24 protein-coding genes are annotated in these 20,081 nt (G+C 58.1%); 8 read left to right on the plus strand and 16 right to left on the minus strand.

Annotated features, from left to right (window positions below):
• Nucleotides 1-208 precede the first annotated feature (208 nt).
• Nucleotides 209-1,054 carry a peptide chain release factor N(5)-glutamine methyltransferase gene (gene prmC, locus ACR0EV_RS09005; protein WP_480799781.1) on the minus strand — a complete coding sequence of 282 codons (846 nt, stop codon included), beginning with the start codon at nt 1,052-1,054 and terminating at the stop codon, nt 209-211.
• Nucleotides 1,051-2,106, minus strand: coding sequence for a peptide chain release factor 1 (prfA, locus tag ACR0EV_RS09010; protein WP_480800005.1), 1,056 nt, complete (start codon nt 2,104-2,106; stop codon nt 1,051-1,053). The genes prmC and prfA overlap by 4 nt, the downstream gene beginning before the upstream one ends.
• Nucleotides 2,107-2,168: 62 nt before the next feature.
• Here prfA and ACR0EV_RS09015 point away from each other — a divergent pair, with 62 nt between their 5' ends.
• Entirely contained in the window at nt 2,169-2,450 is a 282-nt protein-coding gene (locus ACR0EV_RS09015; protein WP_480799782.1) for a hypothetical protein, read from the plus strand.
• A gap of 15 nt (nt 2,451-2,465) precedes the next feature.
• Here the strand turns inward: ACR0EV_RS09015 and ACR0EV_RS09020 are convergent, their stop codons facing one another.
• From ACR0EV_RS09020 to ACR0EV_RS09035, 4 genes are all read right to left on the minus strand, one after another.
• Nucleotides 2,466-2,867 (minus strand): DUF1499 domain-containing protein, encoded by a 402-nt coding sequence (locus ACR0EV_RS09020; protein ID WP_480799783.1) that lies wholly within the window; start codon nt 2,865-2,867, stop codon nt 2,466-2,468.
• A 66-nt stretch (nt 2,868-2,933) separates the two neighbouring features.
• Nucleotides 2,934-3,881, minus strand: a complete 948-nt coding sequence (gene speB / locus ACR0EV_RS09025) for an agmatinase (RefSeq protein WP_480799784.1) — start codon at nt 3,879-3,881, stop codon at nt 2,934-2,936.
• 87 nt (nt 3,882-3,968) lie between these two features.
• The gene (speB, locus tag ACR0EV_RS09030; protein ID WP_480799785.1) at nt 3,969-4,943 is read right to left on the minus strand and encodes an agmatinase; all 975 of its coding nucleotides are present in this window, start codon (nt 4,941-4,943) and stop codon (nt 3,969-3,971) included.
• Between the two features lie 12 nt (nt 4,944-4,955).
• Nucleotides 4,956-6,119 carry a M20 aminoacylase family protein gene (locus tag ACR0EV_RS09035; RefSeq protein ID WP_480799786.1) on the minus strand — a complete coding sequence of 388 codons (1,164 nt, stop codon included), beginning with the start codon at nt 6,117-6,119 and terminating at the stop codon, nt 4,956-4,958.
• A gap of 66 nt (nt 6,120-6,185) precedes the next feature.
• On the opposite strand from ACR0EV_RS09035, the gene mazG reads away from it, so the two are divergent.
• The 3 genes from mazG to ACR0EV_RS09050 all read left to right on the plus strand — a co-directional run bounded on the left by mazG (nt 6,186) and on the right by ACR0EV_RS09050 (nt 8,492).
• Nucleotides 6,186-7,043 carry a nucleoside triphosphate pyrophosphohydrolase gene (gene mazG / locus ACR0EV_RS09040; protein WP_480800006.1) on the plus strand — a complete coding sequence of 286 codons (858 nt, stop codon included), beginning with the start codon at nt 6,186-6,188 and terminating at the stop codon, nt 7,041-7,043.
• Nucleotides 7,044-7,104: 61 nt separating this feature from the next.
• Nucleotides 7,105-8,046 carry a nucleoside hydrolase gene (locus tag ACR0EV_RS09045; RefSeq protein WP_480799787.1) on the plus strand — a complete coding sequence of 314 codons (942 nt, stop codon included), beginning with the start codon at nt 7,105-7,107 and terminating at the stop codon, nt 8,044-8,046.
• A complete protein-coding gene (locus ACR0EV_RS09050; RefSeq protein WP_480799788.1) occupies nt 8,043-8,492 on the plus strand; it encodes a GNAT family N-acetyltransferase in 450 nt (149 codons plus the stop codon). The genes ACR0EV_RS09045 and ACR0EV_RS09050 overlap by 4 nt, the downstream gene beginning before the upstream one ends.
• Here the strand turns inward: ACR0EV_RS09050 and ACR0EV_RS09055 are convergent.
• The 6 genes from ACR0EV_RS09055 to ACR0EV_RS09080 form a co-directional block, all read right to left on the minus strand.
• Nucleotides 8,489-8,653 (minus strand): hypothetical protein, encoded by a 165-nt coding sequence (locus ACR0EV_RS09055; protein ID WP_171183540.1) that lies wholly within the window; start codon nt 8,651-8,653, stop codon nt 8,489-8,491. The genes ACR0EV_RS09050 and ACR0EV_RS09055 overlap by 4 nt on opposite strands.
• Nucleotides 8,654-8,793: 140 nt before the next feature.
• Entirely contained in the window at nt 8,794-9,333 is a 540-nt protein-coding gene (locus tag ACR0EV_RS09060; protein WP_480799789.1) for a GNAT family N-acetyltransferase, read from the minus strand.
• Nucleotides 9,334-9,381: 48 nt separating this feature from the next.
• On the minus strand, nt 9,382-10,659 hold the full coding sequence (eno, locus tag ACR0EV_RS09065) for a phosphopyruvate hydratase (RefSeq protein WP_480799790.1): 1,278 nt from the start codon (nt 10,657-10,659) through the stop codon (nt 9,382-9,384).
• Nucleotides 10,660-10,794: 135 nt separating this feature from the next.
• Nucleotides 10,795-11,673, minus strand: coding sequence for a DMT family transporter (locus ACR0EV_RS09070; protein ID WP_480799791.1), 879 nt, complete (start codon nt 11,671-11,673; stop codon nt 10,795-10,797).
• A 133-nt stretch (nt 11,674-11,806) separates the two neighbouring features.
• Entirely contained in the window at nt 11,807-12,220 is a 414-nt protein-coding gene (locus tag ACR0EV_RS09075; protein ID WP_171090502.1) for a Fur family transcriptional regulator, read from the minus strand.
• An 83-nt stretch (nt 12,221-12,303) separates the two neighbouring features.
• Nucleotides 12,304-13,008, minus strand: a complete 705-nt coding sequence (locus ACR0EV_RS09080; protein ID WP_480799792.1) for an endonuclease/exonuclease/phosphatase family protein — start codon at nt 13,006-13,008, stop codon at nt 12,304-12,306.
• Between the two features lie 220 nt (nt 13,009-13,228).
• Here ACR0EV_RS09080 and ACR0EV_RS09085 point away from each other — a divergent pair, with 220 nt between their 5' ends.
• On the plus strand, nt 13,229-14,116 hold the full coding sequence (locus ACR0EV_RS09085; RefSeq protein WP_480799793.1) for a DMT family transporter: 888 nt from the start codon (nt 13,229-13,231) through the stop codon (nt 14,114-14,116).
• 14 nt (nt 14,117-14,130) lie between these two features.
• Here the strand turns inward: ACR0EV_RS09085 and ACR0EV_RS09090 are convergent, their stop codons facing one another.
• A complete protein-coding gene (locus ACR0EV_RS09090) occupies nt 14,131-15,549 on the minus strand; it encodes a protein adenylyltransferase SelO (RefSeq protein WP_480799794.1) in 1,419 nt (472 codons plus the stop codon).
• 86 nt (nt 15,550-15,635) lie between these two features.
• Between ACR0EV_RS09090 and ACR0EV_RS09095 the strand changes: the two genes are divergently transcribed.
• The 3 genes from ACR0EV_RS09095 (at nt 15,636) to ACR0EV_RS09105 (ending at nt 17,819) form a co-directional block, all read left to right on the plus strand.
• Nucleotides 15,636-16,055, plus strand: coding sequence for a cupin domain-containing protein (locus ACR0EV_RS09095; protein ID WP_480799795.1), 420 nt, complete (start codon nt 15,636-15,638; stop codon nt 16,053-16,055).
• 96 nt (nt 16,056-16,151) lie between these two features.
• A complete protein-coding gene (locus ACR0EV_RS09100) occupies nt 16,152-16,883 on the plus strand; it encodes an extensin-like domain-containing protein (RefSeq protein WP_480799796.1) in 732 nt (243 codons plus the stop codon).
• 45 nt (nt 16,884-16,928) lie between these two features.
• Complete coding sequence (locus tag ACR0EV_RS09105; RefSeq protein WP_480799797.1) at nt 16,929-17,819, plus strand: fatty acid desaturase; 891 nt, start codon at nt 16,929-16,931, stop codon at nt 17,817-17,819.
• 67 nt (nt 17,820-17,886) lie between these two features.
• Here the strand turns inward: ACR0EV_RS09105 and ACR0EV_RS09110 are convergent, their stop codons facing one another.
• The 3 genes from ACR0EV_RS09110 to ACR0EV_RS09120 all read right to left on the minus strand — a co-directional run bounded on the left by ACR0EV_RS09110 (nt 17,887) and on the right by ACR0EV_RS09120 (nt 19,848).
• On the minus strand, nt 17,887-18,348 hold the full coding sequence (locus ACR0EV_RS09110) for a hypothetical protein (RefSeq protein ID WP_480799798.1): 462 nt from the start codon (nt 18,346-18,348) through the stop codon (nt 17,887-17,889).
• 9 nt (nt 18,349-18,357) lie between these two features.
• A complete protein-coding gene (locus ACR0EV_RS09115; protein ID WP_480799799.1) occupies nt 18,358-18,648 on the minus strand; it encodes a hypothetical protein in 291 nt (96 codons plus the stop codon).
• Nucleotides 18,649-18,726: 78 nt separating this feature from the next.
• Entirely contained in the window at nt 18,727-19,848 is a 1,122-nt protein-coding gene (locus ACR0EV_RS09120; RefSeq protein ID WP_480799800.1) for an anhydro-N-acetylmuramic acid kinase, read from the minus strand.
• Nucleotides 19,849-20,081: the final 233 nt, after the last annotated feature.

The following is a 20,081-nucleotide window of genomic DNA, read 5'->3' on the forward strand; positions in this document are numbered from 1 at the left end:
GAACCACCCGTGTTTTGCACTGCTCTGAGGCGTTTGCCGTGACGGGATCTCGACTTTTTTGGGCTTGGCGTCAGGGGTGCGCTGCAACAGCGTCAACCTCGCCGACTAATCCTGAGTAAACATGTCCTGACCGCGCAGACAAGAGGAATCTCGGGTTTTCACCAGCTTTTTTGGTTCGGGCAGCGTTTTTTAGTCGCAATCCCGCCGATCAACCCGGCATTTTTGCGCCAACCACACGGTCTCGCCCGTCCAGATCCGGGATCACACAAACATCTACAAGCCCTGCTGCATCAAACAAAGCAGCAACTTTTTTTGCTTGCGTTGGGCCTATTTCCACAAGAATCCGCCCCCCCGGCAACAGAAAATCCGGAGCTGATGCAGCGATCCGACGATAAGCCCCCAACCCGTCCCCTTCGTCGGTCAGGGCCATACGAGGCTCGTGCTCTTTGACCTCTGGCGACAATTCGACCATCTCGTCCACTGAGATATAAGGCGGGTTGGAAACAATAAGGTCAAACTGACCATCAATGTTTTCAAACCAATCCGAGCGCACAATATCAACCCGCCCCTGCACATGATGCTCAACTGCGTTGGCACTGGCTTGAAGACAGGCTGCTTCGCTCAGATCGGCCCCGACGCCTGACGCGCTGGCACGTTCGGCCAGCAACGTAATCAGGATGCAACCCGAGCCGACCCCCAAATCCAGAACGTGATCAAACGGCGCGCTCAGCGCCGCTTCGATCAGGGTTTCGGTTTCGGGTCGTGGGTCCAGCACATCCCGGCTGACGCGGAACCGGCGCCCATAAAACTCGCGTTCGCCCAACAAATGTGAAACCGGCACCCGAATGGCGCGAAGCGAGATCAATTGGTCGTAACGCTCGGCTATCTCGGGCTGCAACTCCTCGGGCGCAATCAGCGTCACCCGACTGGCTTCAATACGCGCCGCATGGGCCAGCAGCAGACGTGCGTCCCGCGCGGGGTCATCCACGCCAGCTGCCCGCAGACGGGCCGTTGCCGCCACCATGGCCTGTGCCGCTGTCTGCAGGCCGGTCATTGCGCCATCTCGGCCAGCAGCCGCGCCTGATCATCAGCCGTCAGCGCATCAATGACCTCATCCAGATCACCCTGCATCACCTGATCCAGCTTATAAAGCGTCAGGTTGATCCGGTGATCCGTCATGCGACCTTGCGGGAAATTGTAGGTGCGAATGCGTTCCGAACGGTCGCCCGAGCCCACTTGACTGGCCCGATCTGCCGATCGTTCGCTGTCAATCCGCTGCCGCTCCAGATCATAAAGCCGCGTCTTGAGCACCTGCATGGCAATCTCGCGGTTACGGTGTTGGGATTTCTCGGAGCTCGTCACAACCAACCCCGTCGGAAGGTGCGTGATCCGCACCGCCGAATCTGTGGTGTTCACGTGCTGCCCACCCGCGCCCGAGCTGCGCATCGTATCGATTCTGATGTCATTTGCGTCGATCTGAATGTCCACATCCTCAGCCTCGGGCAAAACCGCCACTGTCGCAGCCGATGTATGAATCCGACCGCCGCTTTCGGTCTCTGGCACGCGCTGCACGCGGTGCACACCGGATTCGTACTTCATCCGGGCAAAAACATTGTCGCCCTTGATATGGGCCACGACCTCTTTGATGCCGCCCAAATCCGATGCCTGTTCCTCGATGATCTCAAACAGCCAACCCCGAGCCTCGGCATAGCGCTGATACATGCGCAGCAAGTCGCCTGCGAACAAAGCAGCCTCATCCCCGCCGGTACCGGGTCGGATTTCCAACATCGCCGGGCGCGCATCGGCTGCGTCTTTTGGCAGCAACGCCAATTGCAAGGCCTGTTCTGCGGCGGGAATACTGGCCTGTAGCTGAGGAATTTCCTCCTCGGCCAGTTCTTTCATATCCGGGTCGGCCAACATCGCCTCAGCCTCAGCCAGATCCGCAACCAGCTGCCGCCAGGCCATGATCTGATCGACCACAGGCTTGAGATCGGAATACTCTTTTGCCAGCGTCGCAATATCGCCCCCCGACACGCCATCGGCCATGGCAGCTTCGAGGTACTGAAAACGCTGGGTGATCTGTTCAAGACGTTCTTCGGGGATCATCCGGGCGGTGTCTCTCATCCCGGGGCTTTGGTCAAGGGCAACGTCATGCTAAGCTTGCCACCATGAAACGGATTTTGCTTGCTTTACTGCTGACATCTACGCCGGTTTTTGCTGATTACATCGGCCCGGACGGTAAAACCCGCGATTGCTATTGCACCGATACCTCAGGGACGCGCATCGAGTTGGGTGAGATGATCTGCCTGCAGGTCGATGGCCGCATGTTCACCGCGCAATGTCAGATGTCGCTGAACGTTCCCATGTGGCGAGAGGTTCAGGAAGGGTGCTTGTCATCGGGGTTGCAGAGTAAACCCTTGGAGAACGCTGCGCTGGGTGACGCGTCTTAAACCACCGCCGCTCAATCACATCTGTTCCAACCACCCGTCGACCCGCGCCTTGTTCACACCAAAGTCTCTGCGCCCAAACCGCAGGCGGCCATAAATGCGCAGAGTGTTACCGTCCTGTTGAACTGTGGTGTAGTCGGGAAAGCCGATCCACTTGGTGCGAGTGACGTAGGTGATCATGCCCGCATCGACGGACCCTGCTAAAACCGATGTGCGAGGCGTGGCGCGGATGATCTGGTCCAGACGCTGCAACCCGTCGGGACCGGTTTCAACAACGCGCACCACACCGCCTGGCAGATCCTGATCCACGGATGCGACCGGCGCAACATTCCATTGCGCGGGGTCGGATGGGGCCAGCCGGATATATGCGCCCAGCCCGATCACAAGCGCGAGCACTGCCCAAAGAACCATCTTTTTCATCCCACTTTACCCTCTGGGGCAAATCCTAGGCTGATGAAGCGCTTGCACAACCCGTTCCAGACCAGTTTACCGTGACGTCACCCCCGGCAGGATGCACAGCATCTCGTATATCAGGTTCGCCGCCGTTAGCGCCGTGTTGCCTGACGGATCATACGGTGGTGAGACCTCGACCAGATCACAGCCTACTACGTTCACACCCTGCAAGGCATGGATCAGTTGCAGAGCCTGAGGGGTCGTCAGCCCCGCAATCTCAGGCGTGCCGGTGCCCGGAGCAAAGGCCGGATCCAGGCTGTCGATGTCATAAGTGATGTAAACCGGATGCTCGCCGATGGTCTTGCGAATCTGCGAGCCGATCTGGGTCAGGTTCTGCTGCCAGAGCTCCCAAGCGGGGAACTGGCGAAAACCCCAGTCCTTGGCCTCGGCAAAGTCTGAGGCCGCGTAGCCAGATCCACGAATGCCGATCTGAAAGGTTTTGTCAGGAACGATCAGCCCCTCTTCATAGGCGCGGCGGAAAACGGTGCCGTGGGTTTCCTTTTCTCCAAACATCTCGTCATTCACGTCCGCATGGGCATCCACATGCACCAGTGCCACCGGACCGTGCTTGGCCGCAATCGCCCGCAGGATCGGCAAGGTGATCGAATGATCGCCCCCCATCGCCACCGGGATGACGTTCTTTGCCAGTATCGCATCATAGCTTTCTTTGATGATCCTCAGGCTGTCCGACAAAGAGAAGGTGTTGATCGCCAGATCCCCGATGTCAGCGATCTGCAGACTATCGAACGGGGCCGCCGACGTGGCCATGTTATAGGGCCGGATCATCGCGCTTTCGCTGCGGATCTGTTTCGGGCCAAACCGTGTGCCCGACCGCCACGAGGTGCCGATATCCATCGGAATGCCAAGCACCGCCACGTCCAGCCCTGCCAGTGACGCGGCCTGTGGAAGGCGCATAAACGTGTTCGGCCCCGAAAAGCGTGCCAAGTCATTGCCACTGACCGGTTGGTTGAATTCTGTCATGCGCGTGCCGCCCCATCCTTTTTTTCGCGTCTTCCAGCACATACCGGAAGTATGGCTAACCAGAAGTTAACGCGTACCCCAACGGGTTTACTCGTTCGCCTTTGCCAACTTGTCCCATCCCAGCAAACAGATAATCTGCGTCGCCACATGCGCCCCGGCAATCGCCGTTGCGCCGGACGTGTCGAAGGGCGGAGAGACCTCGACCACGTCTCCGCCTTTGATGTTGATACCGGCAATGTCTCGCAGGATGATCTGCGCTTGGATCGAACTGAGTCCACCCCAGACCGGCGTCCCGGTGCCGGGTGCAAAGGCCGGGTCCAGCCCGTCGATGTCAAAGCTCAGGTAAACGGGACTGTTACCCAAAATGCCCTTGATCTTCTGCGCGACCGCGGCAGGGCCGGCTTCATAGACCTCACGCGCGTCGATGATGTTGACGCCCAGTGTGTCTTCATTGGTGGTGCGAATGCCCACCTGGACCGAGCGTTTCGGGTCCACGATCCCCGACTTCACCGCCTTGTAGAACATTGTCCCGTGGTCAACGCGGGACATGTCATCATCGGCCCAGGTGTCCGTATGCGCATCAAATTGCAGCAATGACATGGGTCCGTATTTCTCGGCATAGGCTTTCAGGATCGGGAAGCTGATATAATGGTCCCCGCCCAGCGTGACGGACGCCACATCCGCCGCCAGAATGGTGCGGATATGATCGGTTAGGGTGTCGGGAAAGGCCGGGATATTGGCATAGTCGTAAGCCATGTCTCCATAATCCACGATGGCCAGTTCGCTGAGCGCATCAAAAGGCCAGCCATAAGGCGCGTCAGGTGATTGCAGGGCGCTGGCCTCGCGGATCGCACGCGGGCCAAGGCGCGTGCCGGGGCGATTGGTGACGGCCTGATCAAAAGGCACCCCAGTCACCGCGATGTCCACGCCGCTTAGATCCTTGGTGTACAGCCGTCGCAGGAACGAGGTCGCCCCGCCAAAAGTGTTCTCATAAGACAACCCTTTGAGATCGGGATTAGTGAACGCCTCGTCCACCTGGTTCTTTGCGTCTTCCAGTGCCATCTGTTTACCCCATCAGCCCAACGGCTGCGCCTTTTCCACGATACGTGCAAAAAAAGACGCGCCGACCGGTGCGATATCGTCGTTGAAGTTGTACTTGGGATGGTGCAGCCCTGCACCCTCGCCTTGTCCCAAGAACAGATACGCGCCGGGCCGTTCCTGCAGCATGTATGAAAAATCCTCGGCCCCCATATCGCGCCCCATAGTGTCGACCACGCGTTCGGGGCCAGAGACTTCGCGCGCGACATCGGCAGCAAAAGCGGTTTTTTCGACGTCATTGATCGTTGCGGGATACCCAATCTGATAGTCCAACCGTGCCTCAACCCCGTAAGACGCCGCCTGCCCCTGAACAATCTGTTCCATCCGCTCCATGACCATCTTCTGCACAGTCGGGTCAAAGGTGCGCACTGTGCCATTCAGATACGCAGTGTCCGGGATTACGTTGTTAACTGTTCCCGTATGTATCTGTGTGACCGAGATCACCAGATCTTCCACTGCATAGTGGTTGCGGCTGACGATGGTCTGGATCGCCTGTGCAATACCGCAGGCCGCCATAACGGGGTCTTTGGTTAGATGGGGCAACGCCCCATGCCCTCCGACACCTTGTATATGAACCTCGAACGAATCCACCGCCGCCATAATCGGGCCCGGCGTGGTATAGAAGGCGCCTTCCGGGTTTCCCGGGTCGTTGTGTATTCCGTAAACTTGCGAGATGTCGAACCGGTCCATGATGCCTTCTTCGACCATCACTCCGGCACCTCCGCCCTCTTCCTCGGCAGGCTGAAAGATCAGCGCCACACGGCCGCTGAAGTTCCGCGTCTCGGCCAGATAGCGTGCCGCGCCCAACAGCATCGTGGTATGGCCGTCATGACCGCAGGCGTGCATCTTACCGGGGTTCTTCGAGGCATATTCGACACCTGTTTCTTCTGATATCGGCAGGGCATCCATGTCCGCGCGCAGGCCAATGGTCGGCCCTGCACCCTGCCCGTTGATGATCGCAACCATTCCAGTCTTGGCGATGCCTTCGTGCAATTCATCCACCCCGAACTCGCGCAGACGCTCGGCCACAAACGCGGCTGTCTCATAGCACTCGAACTCCAATTCAGGGATCGTATGCAAATGCTGGCGCCATGCGGCCATATCGGCTGAGAAATCGGCAATTCGGTTGACGACGGGCATCTGGGGTGGACTCCTGATCGGGACTGCGGAATGGATGCATCTGACACCGGAACGAAAGGGTTCGCAATGGTCGAAAATCCTCTGATCCACGACAGCGACGCTGGTATCGAACGTTTGCTGGAAATTATGCGCCGCTTGCGCGATCCGCAAAGCGGTTGCCCATGGGATATCGAGCAGGATTTCGCGACCATCGCCCCCTATACAATTGAAGAGGCGTATGAAGTCGCCGACGCTATTGAGCGTGAAGCCTATGATGAGCTGAAAGGGGAACTGGGCGACCTCTTGTTCCAATCCGTCTTTCACGCGCAAATGGCTGAAGAGGCCGGGCATTTCACCTTTCAGGACGTGGTCCGCACCATGTCGGACAAGATGGTCAGCCGCCACCCGCATGTGTTTGGCGACGAATCCCGCGACAAATCAGCGGATCAACAGACCAAGGATTGGGAAGCGATCAAGGCCGCCGAGCGTGCAGGCAAGGAACAGAAAGGTGCGCTGGACGGTGTCGCGGCGAACCTGCCCGCCCTGCTGCGCGCGCACAAACTGCAAAAACGTGCCGCTCGCGTAGGCTTTGACTGGCCCGATGCCAGCCATGTGCTGGCCAAGATCACCGAAGAAGCGGCTGAATTGGAAGAAGCGCGCGACAAGATGGACGCCGATGCGCTTGAGGACGAATTTGGCGATCTGCTTTTTGTGATAGTCAATCTGGGACGCCATCTGGGTATCGAACCCGAAGCCGCCCTGCGCCGCACCAATGCCAAGTTCACCCGCCGCTTTGAACAGGTCGAAGCCCGTCTGGCCGAGCGCGGCAAAACCCCCGCACAAAGCGACCTTGCCGAGATGGATGCGCTTTGGGACGAGGTTAAAACCGAAGAGCATCGCGCCAACGGCAAACTCCCGCCGGTGGACGCGCCGACCGGGGCCTGAAACTGCTGGACAAGTGCGGTGACACTTGCGAGTGTCCGCGTTTCAAGACCCCGGAGGCACAATGGCACCGCGCAAAATCATCATCGACACCGACCCCGGACAAGACGACGCCGTCGCCATCCTGCTGGCCCTGGCCAGCCCGGATGAGATCGATGTTCTGGGCATCACTGCCGTTGCCGGAAACGTTCCTTTGGCGTTGACCGCCAAGAACGCACGGATTGTCTGCGAACTGGCGGGCAGGACCGACGTTCCCGTCTATGCAGGTTGTGATCGCCCCTTGATCCGTCCTCTGGTCACGGCAGAACATGTACATGGCAAAACCGGACTGGACGGGCCCGTTCTGCCGGACCCTGAAATGCCCCTGGCAGACGGACATGCGGTTGATTTCATCATCGAAACACTGCGCAAACATGAATCGGGCACCGTGACACTCTGCCCGTTGGGGCCACTGACCAACATCGCCATGGCGTTCCGCAAGGCCCCCGACATCGTCGATCGGGTGCAGGAGATCGTGCTGATGGGGGGCGCTTATTTCGAAGTGGGCAACATCACCCCCACAGCCGAATTCAACATCCACGTCGACCCGGAAGCCGCTGATATTGTTTTCAGATCCGGCAGACCCATCGTGGTCATGCCCCTGGATGTCACGCACAAGGCGCTGGTCACCAAACCCCGCAATGATGCGTTCCGGGCATTGGGAAACAAGGTCGGCATTGCTGTGGCGGAAATGACCGACTTTTTTGAACGCTTCGACAAGGAAAAATACGGCAGCGCGGGCGCGCCTTTGCATGACCCCTGCGTAACCGCTTATCTGATCCGGCCCGAATTGTTCTCGGGCCGTCATGTAAATGTCGAGGTTGAGACCCGGTCGGAACTGACCATGGGCATGACCGTCGCCGACTGGTGGGGCGTGACTGACCGTGCACCTAATGCGCTGTTTGTCGGCGACCTCGACGCGGATGGCTTTTTTGCCCTGCTGACAGAAAGGCTGGCCCGACTATGAGCGCCGCTCTGCGCCTTGCGCGCCCCGAAGATCTGGATCGTCTGATGGCGCTGGTCACTGCGTTTCATGCCGAGGCGCGGATCGAACAGGACGCTGACAAAACCCGAAATGCCCTTGCCTCCTTGCTGGAAGGCATCCCCCATGGCTGTGTCTACCTGATTGGCCCGGGACGCGCGCCGTTGGGCTATATCATCCTAACCTTCGGCTGGTCAGTCGAGTTCGGTGGCATGGACGGGTTCGTAGACGAAATCTATATCCGCCCTGCCGTTCGCGGCCGTGGCATCGCCACCGAGGTTTTGCTGGATCTTCCCAAAGCACTGGCCGGAGCAGGTCTGACCGCACTTCACCTTGAAGTGGACAGAACCAACGAGGCCGCTCAGAAGCTGTACCTGCGTACCGGGTTCAAACCCCGCGATAAGTACATGCTGATGAGCAAAGCGCTTTAGCGCGACTCTCCCCGAAAGATATTGGCGGGATTCATGTCCTGAACCGGATCATTCGCCGATACTTCTTCCCCGGTTATCGGGTAGGTTCCCGGACCCGCACACGCGGACAGAATGGTTATGGACGTTGCGGCGATTATCAGAAGGAATTTTGATACAGACATCGTAGCCCCCTTTCTGTAATGAAGCGAGGTTACGGGATTCAAAGTGGACTTTGTTAGTAACAAGTTCACACATAATAAATTTTAAACAAACTTACTGCGAGCAAAACAGAGCTTAACGGCGAGTAAAACGCTGATTAAATTCAATTATTGTTATTTTTACTTTTTTTGACTTTTGCCAGTGGCATTTCGAAAAAAAGCAGGTGTTCCCGTGCGATTTCTGGAATCTCAGAGTAAGCGTCACGCAGTTGGAACCCTAACGACAGGTATAACCGAGTCGCAGCTGTCAGCGGTTTTCCGGTGTCCATCCGGATATGATCGAAACCAAGATCCCGACAGGTTTCAATCAGCGACAACATGATTGCACACCCCGCTCCAGACCCCCTTGCCGAATCCGTTACATACACCCGTTTAATCTCGGCCACGCCCGGCTCGATTGTATGAAACATGCCGCAACCAATTGGCTCTCCTTCCAGCATGGCCAACTTGATTCCACCGCTGGGCGGCCCATGATCCACCTCGATAGTGTCCATCAAACGAGCGTATTTTTCCTTGGGGTAAAACGTTTGAACGATCCGAACGGATTGCTCGTCCAGAGTCAGCAGTAAATCCCTGTATTCCCAACACAAACGCCGAACCGCGTTTAGCTGGTCCGGCGTTTCTGGTTCAATAATCTTCAGCAAGACGTGACCCCCGGATCTTATCCAAGGGCCAGCCTAGCACCAGAAGGGTTATTTGCGAAGAATCGACGCGCCCGCGTATTCCGCAACTTCGCCCAGCGACTCTTCGATGCGGATCAGCTGGTTGTATTTTGCCAAGCGGTCCGACCGCGCCAGCGAGCCGGTTTTGATCTGACCGCAATTGGTCGCCACGGCCAGATCGGCGATGGTGGCATCCTCGGTTTCACCCGAGCGGTGGGACATGACGTTAGTGTAACGCGCACGGTGCGCCATATCGACGGCGCGCAGGGTCTCGGTCAGCGAACCGATCTGGTTCACCTTGACCAGCATTGAGTTCGCACAGCCGCGTTCGATCCCTTCAGCCAGACGCGCGGGGTTGGTCACGAACAGGTCGTCACCCACCAGCTGCACCTTGTCGCCGATAGCATCAGTCAGGGCTTTCCAGCCGTCCCAGTCATCTTCGGACATGCCGTCTTCGATCGAGATGATCGGATAGTCGTTGACCAGAGTCGCCAGATACTCGGCGTTTTCTTCCGAGGTCAGAGAGATGTTCTCGCCCGACAGAACGTATTTTCCATCGCGATAATATTCGGTGGCCGCGCAATCCAACGCCAGGTGGATTTCTTCACCCGGCTTGTAGCCTGCCTTTTCAACGGCCTGCAGGATGAAATCCAGCGCTTCGCGGGTCGAGGCGATGTTGGGGGCAAACCCGCCCTCGTCGCCCACACCTGTGGCTAGACCGGCAGCCGAGAGCTCGCGTTTCAGGGTGTGAAACACCTCGGACCCCATGCGCACCGCCTCGCGGATATTCGCGGCCGAGGTGGGCATAATCATGAATTCCTGAATGTCGATCGGGTTGTCCGCGTGCTCACCGCCATTGATGATATTCATCATCGGCACCGGCAGAACGCGGGCCGAGGTGCCGCCCACATAGCGGTACAGCGGCTGTGTGGTGAAATCCGCCGCTGCCTTGGCCGTTGCCAGCGAAACACCCAGAATGGCGTTTGCACCCAAACGGCCCTTGTTTTCGGTTCCGTCCAGCTCGATCATCGCCTGATCGATGGAAACCTGTTCTGTTGCGTCGAAACCAACCAGCTCTTCTGCGATCTCCCCGTTCACGGCAGCAACGGCTTCCAGAACGCCCTTGCCCATGTAACGCGATTTGTCACCGTCGCGCTTTTCAACGGCCTCATATGCACCTGTGGACGCACCGGACGGTACCGCCGCGCGGCCCATGGTGCCGTCTTCCAGAATCACATCAACCTCAACTGTCGGGTTGCCCCGGCTGTCCAGAATTTCGCGTGCGTGGATGTCGATTATAGTGCTCATGAGGCCTGTCCCTATGGCTGCAGTCGTTGCACGCGTCATAGCAGCACCGGCCCAAAAGTAAACCGTTTCCGTTAACGCTAACACGCATATTTACGGCCCTTTAGGGCTAACAGTTTTCTGTTTGCGCCAACAAGATCAGGCTGGAACAAGTTCGCGAGCCAATCGCCGTTCGCGGACAAAGGTGTACAGGCCGGACCCGATGATAAGGGTCGCGCCCGCCATTGTCAGGACATCTGGCCGCTCACCAAACATCAGCATCCCCGCAAGGATCGAAAACACCAGACGTGTGTAGCGGAACGGCATAAGAGCCGACGCTTCACCCACGCGCATTGCAGTAACAATGCCGTAATATCCAATCACACCAAACCCTGCGGCGCCCAGATATGGCAGGGCTTGTCCATCCTGAAGTGGTGTAAAGGATGCACCAGACATCGCCATCAAAAGGCCCCCGGCCAGCGCAACGGCGATATAGGCCTGCATTGCCACAACGGTCGAGGCCACCCGCACGTCCAGCTTGCGCGTGATCAGATCCCGTGCGGCAATCGCAATGACAGTCAACACCACAAACAGGGATTCGGGCTGGAAACCTTCCAAACCGGGGCGGATGATCATCAGAACGCCGATGAAACCAACGCCAATGGCGCTCCAGCGCCGCCAGCCAACCTGTTCACCCAGAAACAGTGCCGCCCCCATGGTAACAGCAAGGGGCATGGCCTGAAACACGGCGGCGACCGTGGACAGATCGATCAAAGACAGTGCTGTCACAAAGGTCACCGCCCCGATCCCTTCGGTTGCCGCGCGTGCCATTGGCAATAATTGCCAGGCCACCGGATCAAAAATCCGCTTACGCGAGACCAGCGACAAAACCGCGAACACGAACCCGCAGACCAGACCGAGGAACACCATGATCTGCCCAGTCGGCACAGAGACCGACAAGACCTTGATGAACATATCTTCAAGTGCAAAGGCCGCCATCGACCCTATGAGCAGCAGAATGCCGTTTACGTTGTTCATATGCGCGTCCACAGGAAAAGGGCACTTCGGGTGCCTATCGTGCACAACAACCTCATGCGGCAGCGTCGGGCAAGACAATTCCAGTCACACTTGATGAATTAACGTGAGGAGATCAATCGCGTTTCGTGATGCATCAGTCTTGTTCCAGTGGCACGCCGTACAGTTCCAGCCGATGACCTTTCAGCTTATATCCCAGTTTTGCCGCGATTTTTTCCTGAAGGGCTTCGATTTCGGGGTCGACGAATTCGATAACCTCGCCCGATTGCATGTCGATCAGGTGGTCATGGTGATCACGCTCGGCATCTTCATACCGCGCGCGGCCGTCGCCGAATTCCAGACGTTCCAGAATCCCGGCCTCTTCAAACAGTTTGACCGTCCGATAGACCGTCGCGATCGAGATACCTTTGTCGACGGCAGAGGCACGTGCATAGAGTTCTTCGACATCCGGATGGTCGTCGCTTTGCTCAAGCACCTGCGCGATGATCCTTCTTTGACCGGTCATGCGCAGGCCTTTGGCCTCACAACGCCCAATAATCGTATCCGACATGATGCCCCTCAGACTTGCTCGGGTCTCTGTCTTAGTATGTCTGCGCGGTTTGCGCCACAAGGATTTCTGCTTTTCCGCTGATCTTACGCGGCACGTGTCAGATCGGCCCATACGGGCAGATGATCCGATGCAATATGCGCCGGGCGTGCATTGTGAACCCCATGCGCAGTGGCCCTTACCCCTGCGCCCAGCGCGATCCGGTCCAGTGCGCCCAACGGTTGGGCCGCAGGAAAGCTGGGTCGGGGCGGCAGAAAGCTCATCTCGGGTGCCAGATGGTCCAGAACCGGTTGTCTTGACCATTCATTGAAATCTCCGGCCCAGACGGTCGGCATCTGGTCAAGATCGTCGTCACAGCGCCGGATATGCGAAATCTGCTGTCGTCGGGACGCAGGCAATAGCCCCAGATGCATTCCCATGACACGCAGCGGCCCGATTTGGGTTTCAAACTCGACACGTACCGCCCCGCGTGGTTCCAAACCTGGCAACTCGTGGTGCCCAGTCTGCCTGACTGAAATCTCCGCACCTCGCCAGATGACCGCATTGCCATGCCACCCAAGGCTTCCGGCCCCGCCCAAATCGACGATCTGCCAACCTGCCTCATCCAACATGAAATGCGGCAATGCCGCGGGGCGGGGCGGCAAGCGTTTGTCAGCCTCTTGTAATACAACGATATCGGCCTGCATGTGTTCGATAACCTGAAGGATGCGCTGCGGTTGACGCCGGAAATCCAGCCCGAGGCACTTTTGAATGTTATAGCTGGCGATACGTAGCGTTGAAGACCGTTTCATAAAGGCTTGACCAATGAGCTTGCGCCCAATGTGCCACCTCTGGCGCGGTGCGCAACCCCTCTGTTCCGTTACAGAAGGAATGCGTTGAAAAGAAACAAAGCCAATTGCACGTTAATTTGGCAAACGACCTGCAAGCGATCATCAAAGGATTGTTCCTTTTGATCCCCTGCTCTATCCGATTGCAGTGGACCGACTACACCGCCGCAACTCGAGGGACTGAATGGAACTGCATCAGACACAGCCGGACAACAGCACCCGCGCCAGCCTGGTTCTGGTCATGGGCGGAGCGCTATGGGGGCTCTACTGGATCCCTGTTCGGTTCTTTCTGGATCAGGGTCTGACCGGCCCCTGGCCCGGGATTGTCATGTACTGCGCGGCCCTGATAGCCTTGTTTCCGTTTATTTGGAGCGGCCGGCAAACACTGGTGCGGGAATGGCGCAACCTGATGCTCAGCGGCATGTTCACAGGGGCTGCGTTCAGCCTGTATTCCATCAGCCTTGTGTATACAGACGTTGTGCGGTCGATCCTGCTGTTCTACCTCACACCGATCTGGGGAACGCTTCTGGGCGTTTTGTTTCTCGGTGAGCGTCTTAACCTTATGCGCATGGCGGGACTATTCTGCGGGTTGGGCGGCCTGTTTGTTGTTCTGGGCGGTTCCGGTTTCGTGCCGTGGCCGAAAAACATTGGCGACTGGCTGGCATTGGCCTCAGGCATATGCTGGGCCCTGGGCACGCTGGGCCTTTATCGTGCCAGCCGCATCTCGATCACGGGACAGGTCTTTGCCTTTGTATTGGGTGCGTTGATCCTGTCCTTGTTCAGCCTTCCATTGCTGGGCGAGCAGGTTTGGCCATCTATCTCGCAAAGCGAGACCATCCGCGTTCTTCTGCTTGCCCTGTTGTCGGCCTTCTACATCCTGCCCATGATCTACATGACGATTTGGCCTGCGACGAAGCTTTCCCCATCGCGGGTCGGCCTGCTGCTGATGAGCGAAGTGGTCGTCGGCATCGCCTCAGCCGCTGCGCTGTCCGGGGAACCGTTTGGCCTGCGCGAGTTTCTGGGCGCTGCGCTGATCGTCAGCGCCGCCGTGTTGGAGATTGTGCGACAGTAGTGTCGCCCTATCGGTCACGTCCCACAGAAGGTTGCGTGCACCACTTCATTCTTGGCGGGGGGCCGTTTCAGATCTGCTGCATTATCCTGATCATCGTAAGGCCTTGCGAGGACGGCATTCAGCCGATGGAACGGCGCGTAGTCCCCTTGCACTGCCGCTTGGATCATCTGCTCGACACGGTGGTTACGTGGAATGAACGCCGGGTTTGCAGCGGCCATTACGTCCATCGGTTGCGCTTCGCGAGCCAATCGCGCGCGCCAGCCCTCGGCCCAACTGTCATAGCTGGCGGGGTCAACAAACTGATCCCGCGCGGTATCGCTGCCCAGCGCCCGGAATGTGTTGGTGAAATCCGCCTGCCCTTCAGCCATGCGTTTCAAAAGATCCGTCACAAGCTCTAGATCAGCGTCTTCGTCAGCCGTCAGACCGATCTTGGCCCGGAACAGGGTCAACCAATTCTGCTGCAAAAGCTCTGGCATGGCATGGACGATCTCCGTCGCCTCTTCGACAGCGGCCTCCTTGTCATCCATCTGCTGGATCAGGGACGTCGCCAACTGCGCCAGATTCCACACGGCAATGTCGGGCTGGTTCGAATAGGCATAGCGCCCCATCCGGTCAATCGAGCTGTACACCGTATTGGGGTGATAGGTGTCCATGAAAGCGCAAGGGCCATAATCAATCGTTTCGCCCGCGATCGAGCAATTGTCAGTGTTCATCACCCCGTGAATGAACCCCACGCTCATCCACTGCGCAATCAGCCTAGCCTGCGCGTCCCGCACCGCCCGCAACAAGCCCATCGGCCCCTTTACATCGGGATAATGACGCGCGATAGCGTATTCCGTCAGTTGGCGCAAACTGTCCAACTGCCCCCGAGCCGCAAAAACCTGAAAAGTTCCCACTCGCAAATGACTGCTGGCCACACGCGTCAGCACAGCACCGGGCATCGGGCCCTCGCGAAACACCGTCTCACCTGTTTCTACAGCCGCCAGAGCACGCGTGGTCGGAACGCCCAGCGCGTGCATCGCCTCGGACACCACATATTCACGCAGAACCGGGCCCAGCCACGCCCGACCATCGCCTCGGCGCGAGAACGGCGTTGGGCCCGAGCCTTTAAGCTGTATGTCCCGGCGCACCCCATCGGTGCCCACGGTCTCGCCCAGCAACACCGCACGCCCATCCCCCAATTGAGGGTTATACTGTCCGAACTGGTGCCCCGAATACAGCTGCGCAATGGGCTCTGCACCAGCTGGAAGACGATTGCCGGCGAAAGCTTCGGCCATGTCCTGCACATCTCCGGGTGCAATTTGCAGCAACTTCGCCAAATCATCGTTGAACGCGATCATCTGTGGCGCACGGACGGGAACCGGTGCCTGCCGCGCAAAAAACGCATCCGGCAGACGGGCATAGGTGTTATCGAAGGGGATCGTCAGGGTCATGTCGCACTACATATTCTTCAGGCGCACGAATACCATAGCGGATCGTAAGTTCCCGTGCATAATCGCATCGAACCAAGAGGGCACTCATGACTGCACAAGATATTATCGACCACCTGAACCTGCAACGTCACCCTGAAGGCGGGTGGTATGCCGAGACCTGGCGCGCCAGCAACGCAGGTCGCCCCACCGGCACCTGCATCTATTTCCTGTTGCAGGCTGGTGAAAGCAGCCACTGGCACCGGGTCGACGCGACCGAGATCTGGCTCTACCACGCAGGCGCGCCTCTGACCCTGTCCCTGAGTGCAACAGATAACGGCCCCGCCGCTGATCAGCTTCTCACACCTGACTTGTCCAAAGGCGCACCGCAGTTGATCGTTCCTGAAGGCCATTGGCAGGCAGCGCGCAGCACGGGCGATTACACATTGGTCAGCTGCACGGTTTCTCCCGGCTTTGATTTCGAAGGTTTTGAGCTGGCCGCACCGGGTTTTGACATCCCCAGGGAATAGCCCGACCCAAGAAATCTCTGAAAAGTTGAGTTTACAGACGGCCCAGCTTTGACCATCCTGTACCCGTAACCGTGTGTGACGGAGTATCGAGTAAGCATGAAGCAGGTCTGTCTGACTGTTCTGTTTGCCTGCCTTAGTGCAGGGATCGCAAGCGCCAGCCCGGACTGTGCAGATTCTGGCGAAACGCTGGATGTTTCGTTGCCCAACGAGTCCACAACGACCGAACCAGCCGCGCAGACGCCCGAAGACCTGCCCCCATGCGCGGCCATGCAATTGGAACAAGGGCGCGAGCGGATGCGCGAACGCGGAGCCGTTTGCGGCGACTGGACGATTTTGGGCGAAACACGCAAAACCCTGAAAAGCAAGGCTCGGGGCTGCGGCATTGCCAAACCGGTTCGGGTCTACCGGATCTCAGATGTTGCCCTCAGTCAGTTTTCACTGATGGATTGTCAGACGGCGGTCACGCTGAAAACATGGATCGAAACCGTTGCCAAACCCGCCTTTGCCGATATGGGCGGCGGGCTAAAGGGGATGCGGGTTGTGGGGCACTATGCCTGCAAAACCCAGAACAACCAGCCACGCGCGCGCCTGTCTCAACATGCACGCGGGCGGGCCATCGATATTTCAACCTTTGTCCTTCAGGACGGTACACAAATCACCGTGAAGGACGGATGGACAGACAAAACCCAAAGCGCGGTTTTACGCGAGCTGCACAGCGGTGCCTGTGGTGTGTTCAGTACCGTGCTGGGCCCGGACGCCGACCGCTATCACGTTGGACATTTTCACTTTGACACTGCGCAGCGTAAAGGTGCTCCGGTTTGCCGTTAGCCCTTCGGGCTTGACCGGGCATTTACCGGGTTTAACGATGCCAACATGGACCACAAAGACCTGATCGCTTCTCTGCCCGCAGAGACCAAGGACCGATTGCAACGCCGGTCGAACACCGCCGGGCTGAGGCATCTGTTGATCTATTTGGCAGCGCTAGCGACCCTGAGCGCGGCGATCGTGGCGCAAATCCCGTTCTGGCCGGTCTTGATCCTGCCGCAAGGCGTTTTGCTGGTGTTCCTCTTCACCCTCAGCCACGAATGCACCCACAAGACCCCTTTTCGAACAGGGTGGCTGAACGATGTGGTCGGACATCTGGTCTCGGTACCAATCGCCCTGCCCTTTACGTGGTTCCGATATTTCCATCTGGCCCACCACAAATGGACAAACGACCCCAAACGCGACCCGGAACTGGATGGAAAACCACGCCCCGACAACTGGCCTGACCTGCTGATCTACCTAAGCGGTTGGACCTATTGGAAGGGCATGGCAAAGGTGCTGGTTCAAAACGCAAGCGGCCACCTGGATGCCCCTTACCTTCCGAAACGCCAACACACGGCAATGAAGGTCGAAACGCGCATTCTACTTGGTCTCTATACCTTAACGCTCATCAGCCTGACTTATAGCACGATACTGTTCTGGGTCTGGCTTCTTCCGGTGCTGGTCGCTCAACCTGTTTTACGCCTTTACCTGCTGGCCGAGCATGGCCTCTGCCCGCCGGTGGCAAACATGCTCGAAAACTCGCGTACAACCTTTACCAACCGGGCCTTACGGTTTCTGGCCTGGAACATGCCGTACCACGCCGAGCATCATTCCCTTCCAAACGTCCCGTTCCACCATTTGCCCGAGCTGCACAACTGGACACGCGCGCACTTGAAATCCACATCCAACGGTTACACGGAATTCACCAAAGACTACGCCCGCACGCTCAACTCATAAGATCCGTTCTTCATCTGGCCCCAAATACCTCGGGGGAGGCGCGCTTGCGCGGCGGGGGCAGCGCCCCCTATTCGCCGCTTCGGCTTTTGATCAACATGCTGATCAAAGGCACCAACACTGTCGCCATCGAACCCAATGGATTCGCTCCGATGCTTTTGACCGCCTGCACAACTTCGCGCGCTTCGGTCGCCATCTCTTCCAACTCATCCTCGATATCTGCAATTGCCATGTCGCGAACTTCAACCGCCGGGGCGACTTCGTCCTCTGCGTTGCTGCGTCGCGCGAACAAGACCAGCAGACAGGCAAACGCAAGATTGGCAAGCGCCAGCAATGCGGCAGCCGAAGCGGGCGACATGGAGTTTTGCAGAGCAAAGAACAAAGCAACGTTCACAAGCACCAACGCGGACAGGGTAGCAATACCCGCGATCCCCATCAAAATAGTCTGCTGTTGAACCACGGCCAGACGGCGCCGGGCGATCAAACGTTCCGTCCGATAGATCGTCACCAGATTTCTACTCAATCTGCTCATGGGTCCCTCCTAACCTTGCGCGCGACCGACAACGTATCCCAGCGAAAACGCAATCAGTAACGCAGTAATCGGATAATCCTTTTGCAGGCGGCCGAACTCCTCGACCACGTCCTCTCCCAAGGACTGTGCCTTGCTCAGATCAATGCCATGCTCCTCTAGCAACTTTCGGATTTCATCTGATGTCTTGGCGCGTTTGGGCGCGTCCTTGGGCTTCGGGTCCTGTTCAACCCGCGCCTCTAGTGCCGCGTTGCGCTGCCGTAATTTCTCTAATTCTGTTTCAAGCTCTGCTTTGGTCGCCATAACACTTTACCCTCAATCCATGGGTCCGAGGTAACCGTCGCACAACAAGTTGTTTTTTTGAACTGTTTTTGGGTAACGCTACCCTACCGCATCCATCGAAACCGAACTGACCACTCCGCCCCCGACCAGTGCCTGAACACCGGTTGTGCCGGGGCACGAGGTCGGCAGGCCCCGCGCCACGCGCACCGCCAGATAGGCAAACGCCTGCGCCTCGAGCATGTCGCCATCCAGTCCAACTGCCTCGACCGGTTCGACCGGGCAGTCCAACGACACGCGCAACATCTCCATCAAAACCGGATTATGTCGCCCGCCGCCGGTGACCAGCACACATGACGGAGGTTTTGGGCAATGCTCCATCCCTTGCACGACCCCCGCGGCACACATCCCGGTCAGGGTTGCCACGGCATCCGCATCGTTCAATTCCTGCACCAGACCGATCATTTCCGAAAAGTCATTCCGATCCAATGATTTCGGTGGCATCCGGGCAAAGTATGGCTCGGCCAGAAACAGCTCCAACGCGCCCATTTCGACGGTGCCATCCCGCGCAAGCGCCCCGTCCCGGTCCATAGCCAGCCCCAGCCGGGCTTGCATCAGATCGTCAACAGGCGCATTGGCAGGCCCGGTATCGAACGCCAGCAAAGCGCCCGGCACTTCAGGCCCGTCAAAGGACGGATCAACATAGGTCAGATTGCCAACCCCACCCAGGTTCAGAAAACACAAAGGCCGATCCGCGCCGAACCACTTGGCGCAGGCAAAATGAAAGAACGGCGCCAGCGGAGCCCCCTCGCCCCCCATCGCCACATCATCACTGCGAAAATCCCAGACGACCGGGCGGCCCAACGCTTGCGCCAGTCCCAGACCGTCGCCCACTTGCAAAGTTCCTCGCCCGCGCGGCTCATGCGCCAGGGTCTGGCCGTGAAAACCGATCAGGTCGACCTCTTCAAATTCCGACAGCGCTTCGGCATGCGCAAAAGTGACCAATTCGGCTGCTGCATCGACATCTGGCCCATGCCATTGCCCCAGCGCCGTCCGCAGCACATCGCGTTCAGCGTCAGTGTAGGCTCGATAACTGCTTTGCCCGAACCCGATGATCTGGTGCCCGTCGGTTTCGACCATCGCGGCATCCACCCCATCCATCGAAGTACCCGACATTGCGCCCAGTGCCCGGATCACCCCGTGTTTGCTGATGGTCTGGCTCACGCCTGCCTCCTGATCTGGCTGTTCTTTTCGCCACATCCGGGTCTTTGGGTTCACCTCTGGGTTGCAGCCCGGTCAAACTGCCTTTTGTTTGCACAAAAACGCAAGCGTTCTCATCAGGCGGCATTCATTTTTCGCAAATCGCGTGGCGGGATCGACACCTGGCCCACTGATGAAAAGGTGGCTTTTCCTCCTGCGCGCTGCCGCCTATACAGTGCCCCGCAACATTAACCCAA

The organism is Ruegeria sp. CF8, assembly GCF_056537285.1.